This is a genomic window from Vibrio sp. Isolate22 (assembly GCF_022398115.1).
Classification (GTDB): domain Bacteria; phylum Pseudomonadota; class Gammaproteobacteria; order Enterobacterales; family Vibrionaceae; genus Vibrio.
In genome coordinates this window covers 92,314-110,744 of sequence record NZ_JAKEUW010000009.1, presented here as the reverse complement: position 1 = coordinate 110,744, position 18,431 = coordinate 92,314, and the positions used below count along the sequence as shown (strand labels likewise).

Annotated in this window: 11 protein-coding genes and 1 pseudogene; 3 read left to right on the top strand and 9 right to left on the bottom strand. The window is 47.0% G+C overall.

Translation table 11 applies throughout. From position 1 onward, the window contains the following. Positions 1-214 precede the first annotated feature (214 nt). The 3 genes from acs to L1D55_RS07905 form a co-directional block, all read right to left on the bottom strand. The gene (acs, locus tag L1D55_RS07915; RefSeq protein ID WP_239917054.1) at positions 215-2,164 is read right to left on the bottom strand and encodes an acetate--CoA ligase; all 1,950 of its coding nucleotides are present in this window, start codon (positions 2,162-2,164) and stop codon (positions 215-217) included. A 222-nt stretch (positions 2,165-2,386) separates the two neighbouring features. Further along, the gene (locus L1D55_RS07910; protein WP_239917053.1) at positions 2,387-3,019 is read right to left on the bottom strand and encodes a 3'-5' exonuclease; all 633 of its coding nucleotides are present in this window, start codon (positions 3,017-3,019) and stop codon (positions 2,387-2,389) included. Between the two features lie 11 nt (positions 3,020-3,030). Then, positions 3,031-4,863 (bottom strand): DUF294 nucleotidyltransferase-like domain-containing protein, encoded by a 1,833-nt coding sequence (locus tag L1D55_RS07905; protein ID WP_239917064.1) that lies wholly within the window; start codon positions 4,861-4,863, stop codon positions 3,031-3,033. A 232-nt stretch (positions 4,864-5,095) separates the two neighbouring features. On the opposite strand from L1D55_RS07905, the gene L1D55_RS07900 reads away from it, so the two are divergent. Further along, a complete protein-coding gene (locus tag L1D55_RS07900) occupies positions 5,096-6,277 on the top strand; it encodes a 3-phenylpropionate MFS transporter (RefSeq protein WP_239917052.1) in 1,182 nt (393 codons plus the stop codon). 131 nt (positions 6,278-6,408) lie between these two features. Continuing rightward, positions 6,409-9,840, top strand: a complete 3,432-nt coding sequence (locus L1D55_RS07895; RefSeq protein WP_239917051.1) for a PAS domain-containing hybrid sensor histidine kinase/response regulator — start codon at positions 6,409-6,411, stop codon at positions 9,838-9,840. A gap of 88 nt (positions 9,841-9,928) precedes the next feature. On the opposite strand, the gene L1D55_RS07890 is transcribed toward L1D55_RS07895, so the two are convergent. The 4 genes from L1D55_RS07890 to L1D55_RS07875 form a co-directional block, all read right to left on the bottom strand. Then, positions 9,929-11,314: a class II fumarate hydratase gene (locus tag L1D55_RS07890; protein ID WP_239917050.1), complete on the bottom strand. Its 1,386-nt coding sequence runs from the start codon at positions 11,312-11,314 to the stop codon at positions 9,929-9,931. Between the two features lie 12 nt (positions 11,315-11,326). Then, positions 11,327-11,713 carry a hypothetical protein gene (locus tag L1D55_RS07885; RefSeq protein WP_004737102.1) on the bottom strand — a complete coding sequence of 129 codons (387 nt, stop codon included), beginning with the start codon at positions 11,711-11,713 and terminating at the stop codon, positions 11,327-11,329. 202 nt (positions 11,714-11,915) lie between these two features. Further along, positions 11,916-13,619 (bottom strand): sodium:solute symporter family protein, encoded by a 1,704-nt coding sequence (locus L1D55_RS07880; protein ID WP_239831702.1) that lies wholly within the window; start codon positions 13,617-13,619, stop codon positions 11,916-11,918. A gap of 10 nt (positions 13,620-13,629) precedes the next feature. Continuing rightward, a complete protein-coding gene (locus L1D55_RS07875) occupies positions 13,630-13,896 on the bottom strand; it encodes a DUF4212 domain-containing protein (protein ID WP_008219570.1) in 267 nt (88 codons plus the stop codon). Between the two features lie 401 nt (positions 13,897-14,297). Here L1D55_RS07875 and L1D55_RS07870 point away from each other — a divergent pair. Continuing rightward, positions 14,298-15,738, top strand: a pseudogene (locus L1D55_RS07870) (potassium/proton antiporter). On the opposite strand, the gene L1D55_RS07865 reads toward L1D55_RS07870, so the two are convergent. Both L1D55_RS07865 and L1D55_RS07860 read right to left on the bottom strand, forming a co-directional pair. Next, entirely contained in the window at positions 15,735-16,364 is a 630-nt protein-coding gene (locus tag L1D55_RS07865; RefSeq protein ID WP_076655813.1) for a response regulator transcription factor, read from the bottom strand. The pseudogene L1D55_RS07870 and the gene L1D55_RS07865 sit on opposite strands and share 4 nt — an antisense overlap. 210 nt (positions 16,365-16,574) lie before the next feature. Continuing rightward, complete coding sequence (locus L1D55_RS07860; RefSeq protein WP_239917049.1) at positions 16,575-18,404, bottom strand: protein-disulfide reductase DsbD; 1,830 nt, start codon at positions 18,402-18,404, stop codon at positions 16,575-16,577. Positions 18,405-18,431 lie beyond the last annotated feature (27 nt).

The window sequence follows — 18,431 nt, the reverse complement described above, 5'->3', positions numbered from 1 at the left end:
ACCAGATTATAGCTAATTCAGCGCAAATCGCAGCAATTTACTGGTCTAATCTCCTATTGATAGCAAGTGAAATTGTTACCAACTTAACAAAAAAGCGTTATTGCCTTAATTGTAATGTGGATATTTGAGAGCAAGATCAGCCATAAAAAAACCGCCACATAGGTGACGGTTTGGAAATGTTCTGTTTTAAACAGTGATTCTGATGTGATAGCTGTTATGCCAATTCAGCTTTCTCTGCAATCAGTTTATCAACCACACTTGGGTCAGCTAGCGTTGAAGTATCACCAAGGTTGCCGGTATCGCCCGTTGCTATCTTACGTAGGATACGACGCATGATCTTACCTGAACGTGTTTTCGGTAATGAATCGGTCCAGTGCAGTACATCTGGTGTCGCAATAGGGCCGATCTCTTTACGCACCCAGTCTTTCACTTCTTTATGAAGCTCTGCGGTTGGGAACTCACCATCATTAAGCGTGATGTAAGCGTAAATCGCTTGGCCTTTGATATCGTGAGGAATACCAACAATCGCAGCCTCTGCAATCTTATCGAATGCAACGAGCGCCGATTCAATCTCTGCAGTACCCATACGGTGACCAGATACGTTCAGTACGTCATCAACGCGACCAGTAATCCAGTAGTAGCCGTCTTCATCACGACGAGCGCCATCACTGGTGAAGTACATGCCTTTGAAAGTCGAGAAGTATGTTTGCTCAAAGCGGTCATGGTCGCCATGAACGGTACGCATTTGACCAGGCCACGAGTCTAGAATGACTAGGTTGCCGTCGGTAGCGCCTTCAATGATGTTACCCATGTTATCTACTAGCGCAGGTTGTACACCGAAGAATGGACGAGTCGCTGAGCCTGGTTTTAGGTCGGTAGCGCCCGGTAGCGGAGCAATTAGGATACCGCCCGTTTCGGTTTGCCACCATGTATCAACAATTGGAGATTGCTCATTACCAATCGTTTTGTAGTACCACTCCCACGCTTCTGGGTTAATAGGTTCACCTACCGAGCCCATGATTCTTAAGCTGTCACGAGATGTGCCTTCAACCGCTTCATTGCCTTTCGCCATTAATGCACGAATAGCTGTTGGTGCAGTGTAAAGAATGTTGACTTGGTGCTTATCAACCACTTCACTCATGCGGCTAGTGTTCGGGTAGTTTGGCACACCTTCAAACAGGATTGTCTTAGCGCCGTTAGCCAGTGGTCCGTAAACCAGGTATGTGTGGCCAGTAATCCAACCCACATCGGCAGTACACCAGAAGGTTTCGCCTTCTTGGTAATCAAATACGTATTTAAAGGTCATCGCTGCGTAAACAAGGTAACCACCGGTAGTATGCATTACACCTTTTGGTTTGCCTGTTGAGCCTGATGTATAAAGGATGAATAGTGGGTCTTCCGCATTCACCTCTTCTGGTGGGCAGTCTGCTGATACGTTTGCTGTTGCCTCATGCCACCAAATATCACGGTGCTCATGCCATGCAACATCGCCGCCAGTGCGCTTAAGCACCATCACTTTTTCGATGGTTTTTACTTCTGGGTTAGTCAGTGCTTCATCGACGTTTTTCTTAAGAGGAACAGCTCGGCCGCCACGCACACCTTCATCGGCTGTAATCACGACTTTAGCATTCGAATCGATAATACGACCTGACAGAGCTTCTGGTGAGAAACCACCGAATACAACAGTGTGAACCGCACCAATACGAGTACACGCCAGCATAGCAACCGCAGCCTCAGGTACCATTGGCATGTATAAACAAACCACGTCGCCTTTACGTACGCCTTGCTCTTTTAGAGCGTTAGAGAATAGGCACACTTCTTTGTGCAGTTCATTAAAAGTGAGGGTTTTATCATCAGCAGGGTCGTCGCCTTCCCAGATGATTGCAACTTCATCACCGCGCTCAGCAAGGTGGCGGTCAATACAGTTAGCAGACACATTCAGTGTGCCATCTTCAAACCAGCGAATATCGATGTGACCTGGGTCGAAAGAGGTATTTTTTACTTTTGTGAATGGTTTAATCCAATCTACGATTTTTCCGTGTTCACCCCAAAAGCCTTCTGGGTCAGAAACAGATTGTTGGTACATGGCTAGGTAAGTGTCATTATCCGCGTGTGTGGTTGATTTAATATTTTCTTTTACCGGATAAACGTGGGCTTCACTCATTGCATCTCTCCTTGTGCCTACATTCCTAATGAACTGGCAACTTCCTTTGTGTTCGTTCAGTTTCTAGGTCTATTACAGAACCGTCTTTGTGTTATCACTCTCGGCTAGGACGGCGATTTCCACAATTAGACTTTAGGATGAGACGCCGCTTTTCACTTACAAAATAGCGAGTTAAGTTAATTTTTGAGATGTTGCTCTCTATGTCGAGATGCAGGGGTTGAATTAGGTGTATGAGGAGTTGAAACGGGGTAGTTCGCCATGTTTCAGACGAACAAAGATCAGCGCAGCAGAGATAGCGTCTTGTAATGCATCATGTTTATTGACTGGAATTGGTAAGTCGAGCTGGCGACAAATCGCATCCATACTGAGGTCGAAATAAGCATTCGGCAGCTGTCTTTCCAATTTATCTTGATAGAGCTGGCTCACTTCGACTAATCGGTTAGGCAGTGGGAATCCGAGTTGTTTCAAGCAGGCGCGGTCGAGAATCTTTTTGTCATAGCGGATGTGATAGCCGACTAAAGGACGATTTCCAATAAAGTTAAGTAATTCAATTAGGGCCTGCTTCTCTTCGATGCCATGTTTTAAATCTTGATGGCGAATACGGTGAATTTTGATTGAATGGCAGTCGAGGGATTGAGGGGCTCGCAACCTAACTTCGAAGGGCTTGCTGGTGATGATGCGGTTGCCGATGATCTTGGTCGCGGCAATGGTGACTAATTCAGCCTGATTAGGGTCGAGGCTGGTGGTTTCACAATCGAGTGATACATATTCTTGATGAACAGGCGCAGTAAACAGAGGCTGGTAGGGAGAGCCTTTGAGCTTGTAATGCCAATAATAGCGAACCAGTCTATTCATCGTTAAAGCGCCTAATCTCTTATCTGATAGTGGTATCCAAGCCATTGTTTGAACTTCTTAACCACATGCAGGCTATGACGAAGCAGATCTCTATCCGCTCTCTCCATCAGTTTGACGTCTATTTTGTTACTGCTGTGCTGTTGTGACAGGCGTTGTGCTAAGCGCCACTTGAAGAACTGTTTGAGAGCCTCACTGAGGTTGTCTGCGGTGCTTTGTTCCAACACTTTCTTGTTCACCAGTTGTTCAATGCGTTCGAAGGTATTATTGGCCGTCACGCCGTGTTCAAGGCTCAGTGCTCTTACACCGTGGGCGATTGGGAAAATACCGCCTTGTTTGATGTCGAGCCCTGACTTGGATTGTTTCACATTGCCAAACAGAGTGAGGGGCACTGAGAAGTTCAATGCAGGGCGGCAGAATTCGGTCAGAATCAGCTCTTGCCCTAGCATTAAATCACTCAAGTGCTGCTTAACAGGGAGTAACAGGTCTCTATTGCCCGCAACAGCATGTGCATCCGCCATAATGGCAATATCCATCACCGTATCTGGCGTTGCCTTTTTTACCCAACCCGTCAGAGTCTGTTTCCACTCTTGTTCAGAGTGAACCCACTTCGGGTTGTTGACCATTACGTTGCCAGGGCACAGTGGATAACCTAATTGTTGCAACGTATGAGTGAGATCATTCATGGCGTTTTGGCATTGGTGCCACTCCAATCCGTCTTGAATGATCAACGCATTGTCTTGATCGGTTTTGAGTATCTGTTCTCCGCGTCCCTCTGAACCCAGCACGATGAGGCAGCAATGGTTGTGTAGCGCAGGGGGAATAACCAGTTCAAATGCCTTTTCAATAATCTGTTCATTGATGGCAGAAATCAGCTCCATGATGAAACGTGTGCGAATACCATTACTGAGCAGGCTTTCGACCAGTTGACGTTGCTTGTTGGAAGCCATCGCCAATTCTTCAATGCTGGTGGCTCGAGCAATACGTAAAGTAAGAACATGCGAGTGAGTGGAAAACGCACTGAGTATTTGCGTCATATCTACCATGCCGACCGCATTGAGCCCATCACACACCATCAGCCTTTTTACACGATTCCTTGTCATGGTGATCATGGCGTTAAACAAGAAGTCACCATGATTAACATGCAAAACAGGGAAGGTTGCTATCTCGCCGACAGGTGTATCGAGTGGGCGATCATCAAGCATTACCGCGTGCAATAAATTGGTCCGCGTGACGATTCCATACGGAAAGGAACATGATAATCCAAAAGCTTTTGGATCATCATGTTCCAAATGAACCAAGGCCGAGTCTAAGCCTTGTTCTTTAAGGGTTTGAGTCACTTGATTGATAGGTTGGTCGGGTTCAAGTATCAGTGGTGGGTGATAAATCGAATCATCGACTTTGGTCAGTATGAACTCGGCAAGATTCTGCTGTTGCTGAGCAGCTTCAATCAATGCTTTTCGGGTTGAGAGGTTGCTATCAAAGTAAGCGGCGAATTGGCCGTTGGCGTGGTATAGCTCAAGAAAAACGTCGCTTGGTAATAGGTAACTTAGTGTGTCTTCCAGCGCGATATATTGATGTTTTGTATGAGGCTCGAACTGGCTGCGCACATCGAAAATATCGTCATTGGCATAGTGCGCATAGATCTCTCCATCACTGCTGGAACGCTCTTCAACAGCACCTTTAATCAGAATATGCAGGTGTCGACTCGGGCGGTCTGCTTCCAATATCACTTCATGTGCTCGGTAGTAAACCACGTCCAAAGCCGAGCGCAGCGTTAACTGTTCAGTTTCAGACAAGCTATCGAAAGGCGGGTGCTGCATATTAAATTTATCAGGCATAAGCAATGGCAAAGAAATGGGAGTCTCTTTTCAGTCTGACAAATTACTAGCGAAGCTCCAGACGACTTTAGTCTAAGTGAGAGAGTGGCGACTTGGGGAGCTTAAATATCTTGCTGAAATGCGATATCTGAACGAATTGAATATGGGAATACTATCCCCGCAATAATTCCCTTTTTCATCTTTTGTGACCTAGGCATAATTGGCGCTTCCTTGTTCCGCACATTTTTATAGGTCGCCTATGTTTAAACCTTCCCCTTATGGCTGGATATCCCAGTATTTTCTCGGTTTCTTTTTTGCCTATGGTGTTTATCTGCCATTTTGGGCGCTATGGTTTGAAGACCAAGGTGTTTCTGCGGGGGACATTGGCGTATTGATTGGTGTGGGGTTTGCGACGCGTTGTGTGGCAAATTTATTAATCACACCTCGTATACACAAGGTTGAACACCTGATGCCAGCTCTGCGCTGGTTGAGTTTTGCGGCACTGCTATTTGTTGGCTTCCACTTTTTCACCGGCGGTAGCTTTGTACTGATGTTGTTGGCAACGGTACTTTTCAACCTTTGCTGTGGTCCTGTGATTCCACTTTCAGATGCAATGGCAAACCATTATAGCCGACTTAATATGCTTGATTACGGACGTACGCGTCTGTGGGGATCTGTGGCATTTATTGCGGGCTCTACCGTAGTTGGTTATCTAGTGGCTGAATTTGGCACAGATATGATTTTATATACTGCGCTGGCAGGCGTGTTGGTTTCTCTGTTGTTTGCGATGAGAAACCCGAACGTGATGCCGGTGACAGAATCAGAGCAGGTGGCTGAAAGACCTAAACTTGGTCAACTGTTACGTGAATCATCGGTAGTTAAGTTTCTTGCATTGATGGCATTGCTTCAAGGAAGCCACGCCGCGTACTACAGCTTTAGTGCGATTTACTGGAAAGAGGCGGGTCACTCTGAGGCGATCATCGGTTATCTGTGGAGCTTAGCTGTGGTTGCTGAGGTGGCAGTATTTGCTCTGAGCAAGCGACTGTTTGCTGGGTTAGCGTTGCGTACTCTGTTTGTGATTTCCGCCATTGGGGTCATGGCTCGTTGGGGGATCACTGCGTCAACGACTGCGATTCCAGTATTGATATTGGTTCAGTTACTGCACGGGGTGACTTTCGCTATGGCACATATCGCTGCGATTCAATACATTCAGTCTCAAGAGTCGAACAAAATGGTGGCACTGCAAGCTCTGTACAATGCGATACCACTTGGCGCTTTTATCGCATTAATGACGACCTTAAGTGGCTGGGGTTACGAACTGTGGGGCGCGAATATCTTCTGGGGAATGGCTGCGATGGGGGCAATTGCCCTGTTTATCAAGCTTGATGAAAGAAGCTCTGTGGTTGAAGTTAATCAACCTGAGTCAGAAGTTCATAGTTGATAACCTATCGTGATTATTAGAGTCTAAAGCACAGAATTTAAGCGATGCGATTGAGTTAATGACTCATCCTTAGTTAAATGAAACCTCTCCCTTATGGAGAGGTTTTTTTATGGATGAAGAAAGGGTTTTCAATGCAAGGATGGGTAGTAATTCCAGTCTCTTTAGCCTACTTGGGCGTGTTATTTCTGATCGCTTGGTATGGAGACAGGCAGGTTCGTTGGCTATCGCGTTGGCGGCCGTGGATCTATAGCCTTTCTATTGCGGTGTATTGTACCTCGTGGACCTTCTATGGAACGGTGGGTCAGGCGAGTAATAACCCTTGGTCTTTCTTACCCATCTATCTTGCTCCGATTTTGGTCTTCACCCTTGGGTGGCGGATTTTAGCGCGACTGATTCTGATAGCGAAACGGGAGCACATTACCTCAATTGCCGACTTTATCGCGGCTCGTTATGGCAAATCTCAAGGTCTAGCAGTAGCGGTGACGGTTATCGCTGTGATCGGCATTCTTCCTTATATCGCCTTACAACTGCGTGGCATCACCATGGGGCTAGATATTGTCGCACCTAGTCTGGCCCAAGATTTTGGCTATCAGGATTACCATGTTTCTTGGTTTGTGGTCGGTGCGCTGGCCATTTTTACCATGCTGTTTGGTACAAGGCACATCGATAACACGGAACATCACCGTGGCATGATGATGGCGGTGGCGTTTGAGTCGATCGTTAAGCTGGCGGCATTTTTGATTGTTGGCCTGTTTATCATGTATCTGGCGATGAGCAGCGACAAGATTGACCTGCTCGACGTGGCGGCGAGCACTTATGAATCACCGAATATTCCGACCTTAATTATCCATACAGTTTTGACCATGTTGGCGATTGTCTGTCTACCGCGTCAGTTCCATACCATGGTTGTTGAGAATGAACGACCTCAAGACCTGCACACCGCTCGCTGGTTATTTCCGCTATATCTGATTTTGATGGGGCTGTTTGTTCTTCCTATCGCATGGGCAGGGCAAGGGCTGCTTCCAAGCATGCCTGCAGATACGTATGTGATTAGCCTGCCGATGGCTGAAGGCGCAAATCACATTGCCTTGCTTGCGTTCCTTGGTGGTACATCAGCGGCAAGTGGTATGGTGATCGTATCGACCATCGCGTTGGCGATCATGGTGTCGAACGATTTAGTGATGCCGCTATTGCTGCGCCGTATGCGACTCACTCAAAGGACTCATCGTCATTTCTCTGGGTTGCTATTGGTGATTCGTCGCGGGCTTATTTTACTGCTTCTACTTGGTGCTTGGTTGTTCTATCAAGCGCTCGATACCATTCATTCTTTATCCGCTATTGGCTTTCTTTCGTTTGCTGCGATTGCTCAATTTGCACCGGCACTGATTGGTGGTTTGTACTGGCGCCCGGGCAATCGCAAGGGGGTTTATGTTGGTTTAATGGTTGGTTCGGTGATTTGGCTAATTACCCTGATGAGTCAAACCAGTATGTTGGCTGGTGACAGTGAAAGTAACCTATTGTTGTGGATCATCACACCGCCAGAGCTGCTCAGTAGTTGGAATATCAGTAGTTCAAATTGGGGGATAGTGCTGAGTATTGTGCTTAATACTCTTTGCTATGCCGTGGTCTCGATCTCTACCAGACCAAGCCTAAGTGAGCGCTTACAATCGGCGGCATTCGTTGGTACGCCACTACCTGAAAATGAAAACATTAGCCTCTATCAAAACCGTGTGACAGTTGCGGAACTAGAGATGTTGGCGTCGCGTTTTGTCGGTCGCAAGCGAGCGAAAAGCGCTATTCAAAGTTACTGGCAACAACAAGGTCAGCCACTGCTTCCTAATCAGCAAGCCCCTGCAAGCTTGATTCGACATGCTGAGCGCGTACTGGCGGGTGTGTTTGGTGCTTCATCTGCGAAGTTAGTACTTACTTCTGCTTTGCAGGGAAGAAATATGCAGCTCGAAGAAGTGGCGACCATCGTTGATGAAGCCTCTGAACTGTACGATTTCAGCCGTGGTTTGCTACAAGGAGCGATTGAGCACATTGGTCAAGGGATTGCAGTGGTGGACAAACAGATGAGGCTGGTGGCATGGAATCAGCGTTATTTAGAACTGTTTGAATTTCCTGCTGGCCTGATTCAAGTGGGCAGGCCTATCTCCGATGTGATTCGTCATAATGCGCAGCAAGGTTTGTGTGGTCCGGGTGACCCGGAAGATCACGTACGTCGCCGTGTTTACCACTTGGAACAAGGCACACGACACACCTCCTCTCGTATTCGTCCTGATGGTCGAGTGATTGAGGTGCAAGGTAACCCAATGCCAAGCGGCGGCTTTGTGATGAGCTTTACCGATATAACGGTATTCAGACAAGCAGAACAGGCGTTAAAAGACGCGAATGAAAGCTTAGAATCAAGAGTACACGAACGAACTCAAGAGCTCGAAAAGCTGAACCATCGTTTGGTTAAAGCAACGCAGATATCTGATCAAGAATCTCAATCTAAGAGTCGTTTCTTAGCAGCGGTGAGCCACGATTTGATGCAGCCACTCAATGCCGCACGTTTGTTTGCTTCGTCACTTTCGGAAGTGGCAAAAGAGCAGGAAGTGAAGCAGCTTTCGTCTCATATTGAAAGTGCGTTGGGCGCAGCCGAGGACTTGATAGGCGACTTGCTGGATATCTCACGATTAGAGTCTGGCAAACTGGAAACCAACGTTCACGCTATTGCGGTGCACGATGTGCTTGCTAACTTGAATGCGGAATTTAGTGCATTAGCGACGCAGCAAAAAATTGATTTCAAGATGATCCCATCATCCCTGTTTATTCAATCTGACCCTAAGTTGTTGAGACGAGTGATTCAGAACTTTTTGACTAACGCCTTCCGCTATAACCCAGAAGGGAAAGTAGTGCTCGGAGCAAGACGAGTCAACGGGCAGGTGCGAATCGATGTGTGGGACAACGGAACCGGTATTGATGAAGACAAGCAACAAGAGATCTTCGAAGAGTTCACTCGTGGTAGCCAAGTGCGTTCTGATCAAGGGTTAGGGCTTGGTCTTGCGATTTCGAAAGGTATTGCTCATGTACTTGGTCATCAAATATCGATGCGTTCATGGCCGGGACGAGGCAGTGTCTTTTCTATTACGTTAGCAAGAGCGGAACAAGTGGCTCCGGTTGTGCAAGCTGCTGCGCCAGTGGCGAGCAGTGATATCGAGCATCTTAAAATCTTGTGTGTTGATAATGAACGAGAGATTTTAGTGGGTATGGAGAACCTGATTGGTCGCTGGGGTTGTGAGGTCAAGACGGCAGTTGATTTGGTCGAAAGCTTGAAGTGCCTAGATGGTGACTGGAAACCCGATGTGATCTTTTCTGATTACCGTCTGGATAATGGCAGAACAGGCCTTGAGGTGTTGCAACAATGCCGTTTACGCCTTGGTGACTCTTTTGAGGGAGTTATCATCAGTGCCGATAGAACCGATGAGATGTTGGCAGCGATAAAAGCCAATAGTTTTAGCTTTATTGCCAAGCCTGTGAAGCCGCTAAAACTCAGAGCGGTATTGAATCGCGTGAGTTAATTAACTATTTTCTATTAACTATTAGATCCTAAAAAGGCCCCAGATGAGGCCTTTTTCGATCCAGTAGACTTGTTATGAATTACTGGCTTTAACCTGCGATACCACCTTGAGTGAGCGCGGTTGGGTCAAGAAGCTTGCTGAGTTCTTCTCGGCTTAGATCGGTTTCTCTTTCTGCAACATCAAGGATAGGTAAACTCTCTTTGTAAGCTTTCTTGGCAATATCTGCCGCCTTGAGGTAACCAATCACAGGATTAAGCGCCGTCACCAAAATTGGATTCTTTGAAAGCGCTAAATCAAGATTGTCTTGGCGCACAGTGAAAGTGGCGATGGCTTTATCTGCCAGCGCAACAGAGCTATTAGCTAAAAGCTCGATACTTTCTAATACGTTATGAGCAATGACTGGCAGCATCACATTAAGTTGGAAGTTGCCAGATTGGCCTGCTACCGTAATTGTAGTGTCGTTACCAATCACCTGCGCTGCCGCCATCGCTGCAGCTTCTGGAATCACAGGGTTTACTTTGCCGGGCATGATAGATGAGCCTGGTTGTAGAGCCTGCAGTTCAATCTCTCCTAAGCCAGCTAATGGGCCAGAGTTCATCCAGCGAAGATCGTTTGCGATCTTCATGATCGCAACTGCTGCAGTTTTGAGCTGACCCGAAAAGGCAACGATCGCGTCTTGACTGCTGAGGTTGAAAAAGAAGTTATCACTCGAGTTAAAGCTGATCTTTGTCGACTGCGACAGGTTACTTGCAAACTTATCGGCAAAGCGAGGCTCAGCATTGATGCCTGTACCTACCGCCGTTCCACCTTGAGCAAGCGCTTTAATAGCGGGCAGGGTGCTTTCAATCGCTTGTTTAGCGTGTTCAATCTGGAACTTCCAGCCACCCAACTCTTGAGCAAAGGTAATCGGCATCGCATCCATTAGGTGAGTACGGCCGGTTTTCACGACCTCAGCAAGCTCTTGCTGTTTCACGCTCAGCGCTTCAGAGAGGTGACTTAGTGCTGGTAGTAGTTTGTTTTCCGCAGTGAGTGCGACACTGACTTGAATCGCGGTTGGCACCACATCGTTACTGCTTTGGCCCATATTGACGTGATCGTTTGGGTTCACGTCGCCTTGCAAACTTCTTGATGCGAGTGTCGCAATCACTTCGTTGGCGTTCATGTTAGAGCTAGTACCAGAGCCGGTTTGATAAACATCGATCGGGAATTGATCGAGATGTTTGCCATCGATGATCTCTTGGCTCGCATCGGCGATCGCATTGGCAATATCGCCTTCCAATAAACCTAATTGAGCATTGGTGTCAGCAGCAGCTTGTTTGATTAACGCCAGTGCTTGGATAAAGCTGGTGGGCATTTTGTGGGAGCTAAACGCGAAGTTATCTGCGGCACGTTGAGTTTGTGCTTGGTAGAGTGCATCAGCTGGGACTTTTACTTCCCCCATGCTGTCTTTTTCAATTCGATATTGTAGGGTCATCTTCTATCCTTGTTAGCCAAGTGGGGCTTGGACTTGTTGTAGTGTCTGGCTGAGATTCAAAAAACGCGCTTGGCCATGTGGTTGCTGGCAGTAGTGGCGTTTTAGATAAAATAGTGGTGAGTGAATTGAGTCTAGGCAGATATGACGAAAGGTAAAACTGCGCTCAGGAGACTCAATCGCTTCAATCAGATGGAAGAAAACTTGGCGCAGGTACAGCTCGCATAGCAAGATATTTTCTTGGGCGGCGTGTTTTTCATAGTATGCGGCAAGCGTTTGTGCACACTCGATGTAGTCTCGAATGACAAACGGCTCGTGACCGTGAACTTGCTCTGAGGAAGTAAAGCGATCCTGCGCTTTGTAGAACCTCGAATAGAGAACCTGCTGCTCTTTCATCATCATCTTCATCTCTTTACTGGATGTTAATGATAATTATTATCAAATAATATTTTAAAAACAACCCTTTGTTTCTGTTTTTATAAAACGGTAGGCAAAAGAAAAAAGCCGATACATAACGTATCGGCTTTCTGAGATTCAGTACCTAATCCCTACAATGTAAGTACTGATTCATTTTTTGCTAAACATCTTTGTTTCGTGGTCATGCTTAGTGGTCGTGAGCTTCACCTGCACCTTTCGGGTAACGGATGTTTTCAACCATTTCCTGTACGTCTTGTGGTACTTCAGCAGTCACTTTGTTTACCGCAATTGAAACTACGAAGTTTAGACACATACCTAGCGTACCGATGCCTTCTGGGCTGATACCAAACCACCAGTTTTCAGGTGTGCTTGCTGCTGGGTTGATGAACTTGAAGTAGATGATGTAGCTTGCTGTGAAGGCAATACCTGTCAACATACCTGCAATCGCACCTTCCTTGTTCATCTTCTTGTAGAAGATACCTAGGATAATTGCTGGGAAGAAGGATGCTGCGGCTAAGCCGAAGGCAAACGCTACTACCTGAGCTACGAAGCCTGGTGGGTTAATACCCAAGTAACCTGCACCGATAATCGCGACCATTGCTGCCAAACGAGCGGCTAGTAGCTCCTGCTTGTCGGTCATGTTTGGTCTGAAGCCTTTCTTCAACAAGTCATGTGAAATCGATGTTGAGATAACCAATAGTAGACCTGCGGCTGTTGATAGTGCGGCTGCTAGGCCACCGGCTGCCAGTAGTGCTACAACCCAGTTTGGTAGTTTCGCTAGCTCTGGAGAAGCCAGTACGATGATGTCACGGTTAATCTTCATCTCGTTGCGTTCATCGCCCGAGTAGAACATTTTGCCATCGCCGTTCTTATCTTCCCAACCAACTAGGCCAGTGCTTTCCCAGTTTTTGTACCAGCTAGGTGCGTCTGCTGCTGCGACACCTTGCATGTCTGGGCCGTTAATCGTTTCGATCATGTTTACACGAGCGAAGGCTGCAACGCCTGGTGCTGTTGTGTATAGCAATGAGATGAACAGTAGTGCCCAACCCGCTGAGATACGCGCATCACGTACTTTTGGTACCGTGAAGAAACGGATGATTACGTGTGGAAGACCTGCAGTACCCACCATTAGAGCTGCACAGATGAAGAATACATCCACCATGCTCTTGTTACCTTCGGTATAGGCGGTAAATCCGAGCTCTTCGGTGAGTCCATCCAGTTTATCGAGTAAGTAAACGTCTGTGCCTGAAATCGTTGAACCCATACCAACTTGTGGAAGCGGGTTACCTGTCATCATGATTGACGTGAAGATTGCTGGAACAAGGAAGGCGAAAATGAGGACACAGAATTGAGCTACCTGCGTATAAGTGATGCCTTTCATGCCACCAAGTACTGCGTAGAAGAACACAATACCCATACCAATGATGATACCTAGGTTAATGTCGACCTCTAGGAAACGAGAGAATACTACGCCCACACCACGCATCTGGCCCGCAACGTATGTGAATGATACGAAGATTGCACAGAATACCGCTACCATACGTGCTGTTTTCGAGTAGTAACGTTCACCGATAAAATCAGGAACCGTAAACTGACCGAACTTACGTAGGTAAGGTGCTAAACATAGTGCAAGTAGTACATAACCACCTGTCCAACCCATTAGGTAAACCGCACCGTCGTAACCAACGAATGAGATGATACCTGCCATTGAGATGAATGACGCTGCTGACATCCAGTCAGCGGCTGTCGCCATACCGTTTGCTACTGGGTGTACACCACCGCCCGCAACGTAGAATTCACTGGTAGACCCTGCGCGAGCCCAGATTGCGATGCCGATATACAGTGCGAAAGTGATACCGACGAGAATAAACGTCCAAGTTTGAATATCCATGTTCTAGCCTCTAGTCTTCCTGTACGTTGTATTTTTTGTCGAGCGCATTCATGCGGACAACGTAAATGAATATCAGCGCCACGAAGGTGTATATCGAGCCTTGTTGAGCGAACCAAAAGCCGAGCTTGAACCCGCCAAACTGAACGGTGTTGAGGGCATCAACAAATAAGATGCCTGCGCCGTAAGACACTGCGAACCAGATCGCGAGCAGTGTTCCCATAATTCCCAAGTTTTCCTTCCAGTAGGCTTGAGCATGTTCCGTAGATTCGAACGCCATTGCCTTCTCCTTTATTCCGTTTCCGTAGAATGTCGTTGTGTTAACGTAATGTTACGATTTGAAATGTAGCAAGGATAAGTCAAGGGATCTGTGCAACTTTAGTCGGGACGGTATTAGCCCTAATCCACTGAAATATGGGAGTCGGGAGACAAAACCATATAAAAATGTGATGTTACGAGGATGTTAAATCAGCCAAAGGTCTAACAAAAAGGGATGAATTAATGAGTGAGTAATAAAATTTAACAACTAAATGACAGAGAATCATTATTTAGTCCTGCATATGACACGAAGGGAAATATAAGTTTGTTATAGTAATTACGCTGCTTTTAGAGCCCTTTTCTTGCTTAATAGCAGAAATTCGACATGCTTTAATCACGAGTTTTATTCTTTGGGGGAACGAATTGGACGCAATAACTATTAATCACTTATTTTTAACTGGTGCCGTGCTTATCGCCATCAGTGTGCTTTTCTCACAAGTGTCCTCACGATTGGGCGTTCCGATTCTATTGATCTTTTTGTTTGTTGGCATGTTGGCGGGTGAAGATGGTCCCGGCGGCATCAATTTTGATGACTATTCATTAACTTACTTGGTGAGTAACCTCGCGCTTGCCGTGATCCTGCTTGATGGTGGTATGCGCACTAAGGTGGCGAGTTTTAAGGTCGCGTTTTGGCCTTCGCTGTCGTTAGCTACCATAGGTGTAGCTTGTACAGCTACTCTCACCGGCTTAATGGCGGCTTGGCTATTCGACCTGTCACTGATGCAAGGCATTCTAGTGGGCGCGATTGTGGGCTCGACCGATGCTGCTGCGGTATTTTCTCTGCTCAAAGGACAGAGCCTCAACGAGCGTGTTGGCTCAACCTTAGAGATAGAGTCCGGTACCAACGACCCAATGGCGGTCTTCCTCACGGTGACCTTAATCGCGCTACTTGGCACCCCAGATGCTGAGATGGGGATAAACTTCCTGCTGAAAAGCTTCGCGATGCAATTTGGTATCGGCACCCTTATTGGCCTAGGTGGTGGTTGGGTTTTATGGAGCCTCATCAATCGAGTACAACTGGCTGACGGCCTTTATTCGATTTTGGTACTCAGTGGCGGTGTGGCTCTGTTTGCCTTCTCTAATATGCTTGGAGGCAGTGGCATCTTATCGATTTACCTAGTGGGCTTGTTCATTGGTAATCGTCCGACACGCTCTCGACACTCTATTCTTAATGTTCTTGATGGCATGACTTGGCTAAGCCAGATCGTGATGTTCCTAGTGTTGGGTTTATTGGTTACGCCATCGACATTGATGGAAATCGCACTCCCTGCCTTGGCGCTAGCTTTCGGTATGATCCTGTTTGCTCGTCCGCTGTCGGTTTGGTTAGGTTTGCTGCCATTTCGACGTTTTACCACCAAGGAGCGCTGGTTTGTTTCTTGGGTAGGTTTACGTGGCACTGTTCCGACAAGACGCTTTGCTTCACCCATCGGGTAGCACTGTGTTAGAAGCGAACGATATTCTTTGTGTGCTTGGCCAAGACCTAGACAGTTTAAGTGAGCTGTTCAGTGAAGCGCCGGAAGCTGAAGAGGCTGCACGATTCTTTGGTGATTTCTTCCTTGAGGTTGGCTTGTCGATTGCGGTAGTGAGTGATTGCTATGGCATTGAGCTTGGTTCTGAAGAAGAGCGAGAGATGACGCTAAAAGAGCTGGCTGAACGCGAACTTGGTCCTCATCCAGTTTTGGGTGATAGCTTCGAGTGGCATGACATCAATTGGGTGGTTGCAGAGATAGAAGAGCATAAAGTCGTCAAGCTGGGTTTATGTTTGCCTAAGACGACTTTAGAAGAGGATATCAGCGGCGCTTAATTATGGACTTCTTGCAGTAAGATAACCGCTTGAGTTCGGTTTTTTACGTCCAATTTTCGGAAGATGGCTGTCATGTGCGCCTTGATGGTCGCTTCCGAAACATTCAATTCATAGGCGATTTGCTTGTTCAGCAGGCCATCGGAAAGCATCCCTAGCACCTTGTATTGTTGCGGCGTCAGAGTGGCAATTTTTTCCGCAAGGTCGCTACAAGCCGCATTGTTAGTAATCAGTCCTTCAGGGAAGAACGGGTCGCCATTCAGCACTTGATTCAGTGCACTCACCAATTCACGCATGTCACTCGACTTTGGAATAAAGCCAAACGCACCATGGCTTTTCACTTGAGTGACCACGCTAGCGTCTTCACTTGCCGAGATCACGACAATCGGTAGATCTGGGTATTCTGCACGAAGTTGAATCAGACCAGACATTCCATTGGCTCCTGGCATTTTTAGATCGAGAAGCAGTAGGTCGGGTTCATCTTCTTTTTTAAGCAGAGTCAGTAACGCGTCGAGAGAGTCGGCCTCAAGCAGGTTCGCACCGCTGATCGCCATATGAACCGACTGAAATAGGGCGTTGCGGAAGAGAGGGTGGTCATCAGCAATGATGATGGTGTAGGTCGAGTCCATGATGTCCATACTTTTAACAATTTAGTTAATATTTATTATCATCCTGATTGAGTATGTGGACAATATCTATGCATTAAAAGTCTGAACCATATCGACTTTTATCCCCTTTCTAAGAAAGCGTTTCTTGCTATAACAAAAAAGCCGCACTGCCATCTCGTTATGAGGGACGGTGCGGCTTTGCCTGGTGTTACATTCAGACCAATGTTGCCGTTATAGCTGGTGGTCTTGCATGTGTTTTAAGAATACATCGGCAGGCATAAAACCAGTCACTCGAGCATTTGGAACATGGTTACCCTCGCTATCCCAGAACTCAATCGTTGGTAAGCCAAGTACCTGCAGTTGCTTCAGCAATTCAATGTCTTGAGGCATGTTTCGCGTCACGTCTGCTTGAAGTAACACGAAGTCAGACAGTTTGTTCTCGACATCTGCTTGATGGAAGGTGTACTTCTCAAACTCTTTACACGCCACACACCAGTCGGCGTAGAAATCGAGCATTACCGGTTTACCCAGTTTCTTCGCTTCAATGAGTTGGATTTCCAGCTCTTCAACGGTGTTAATGCGTGCAAACTGGATCTGCTGTTCCACTACAACGCTCTTTTCTGCAAACCAGTAATTTAGTGCAGGTTGAGCAGAAGCAAACAGGCCAAGCATCGCGATAATACCTACAGCACTCTGCTTCCAGCCACCAAATGGCAGTGCATTCTTGCTGTGATACAACCAACCGAAGGCGATGAAACCAAGGGCAGACCAAAGCGCGGTTGCCCATAGCTCTGGGATAATACGCTCTAATAGGAAGATAGGTGCTGCCAACAAGATAAAGCCGAATACGACCTTCACTTTGTCCATCCAGCTGCCTGCTTTTGGCAGTAGCTTATTGCCGAATACCGCCACCAAGATGAGCGGAATGCCCATACCCATAGCTAACGCGTATAGAGCAATTGCACCGGTAAATAGGTCGCCACTTTGAGCAACATACAGCAGCGCACCCGAGAGTGGGGCTGTAGTACAAGGTGAACATACCAAGCCAGAGATAGCACCCATCGCGAATACGCCCAAGGTATTACCGCCTTGCTGTTTGTTGCTCTGGTTATTCAGCCAAGTTTGGACACTGCTCGGCAGTTGTAGGTTATATACGCCGAACATCGACATCGCTAACGCTACGAATAGAACGCTCAACGCAATCAGCACATAAGGATGTTGCATCGCAGCTTGGAATTGCATACCCGCAGAGGCAACCACCAAACCCAGTAGGGTGTAAGTTAGCGCCATGCCTTGCACGTAGATGAAGGACAGCATTAGCGCGCGACCTTGGCTGAGCTTGCCACCACCTAAAACGATGCCCGTTAGGATTGGGTACATAGGCAGAACACATGGTGTAAAGGCTAAGCCAACACCGAGTGCCAAGAATAGTAATGGGGTCCACCAACTGTCACCGAGTTTATCGGCTAGGCTCGCTTCTTTTGAAACGGGTGCGCTTGATTGTGGTGTTGTGTTATTTGCCACCTCTGCTTTTGTAGAAGCAACTTGTGGTGAGGTGTTCGCTTGGTTACTGGTAGTTTTTGCTGCAGTGTCGCTTGAACCCGTTGCTTCAAACGGTGCAATGTCGATGACACGAGTTTCTGGAGGGTAGCAGAAGCCAGCCTCGGCACAGCCTTGGTACTTGACGATCAGCTGTGAGCCATCTTGGTAACTTTGCAGGGGAACTTGTACGAACAATGGCTGAGTATAAACACTCACTTCACCAAAGAATTCATCTTGGTGTGGTTTACCATCTTCTAACTCAACATTGCCGATAGCGAGATTTTGGCCGCTAAAAGAGAGGCTATGTTGATAGAGGTAGTAGCCTTCTTTTACCTGCCAGTCGAGAAGCACCTTGCCATCTTGCTGGTAGTAATTGAAAGGGAAAGCTTGGTCTACAGGAACAAAACCGTTGTTATTGCCTCCGAAGCTTGGCTCGGCGTTGTCATTTCCAAAAAGCGCCCACGCAGGCTGGGTGAATAGGGAAATACAAACAAAAAGTAATGTGGCAAGTCGTCGCATACTATTTAGTCATTTAATGGAGTTATG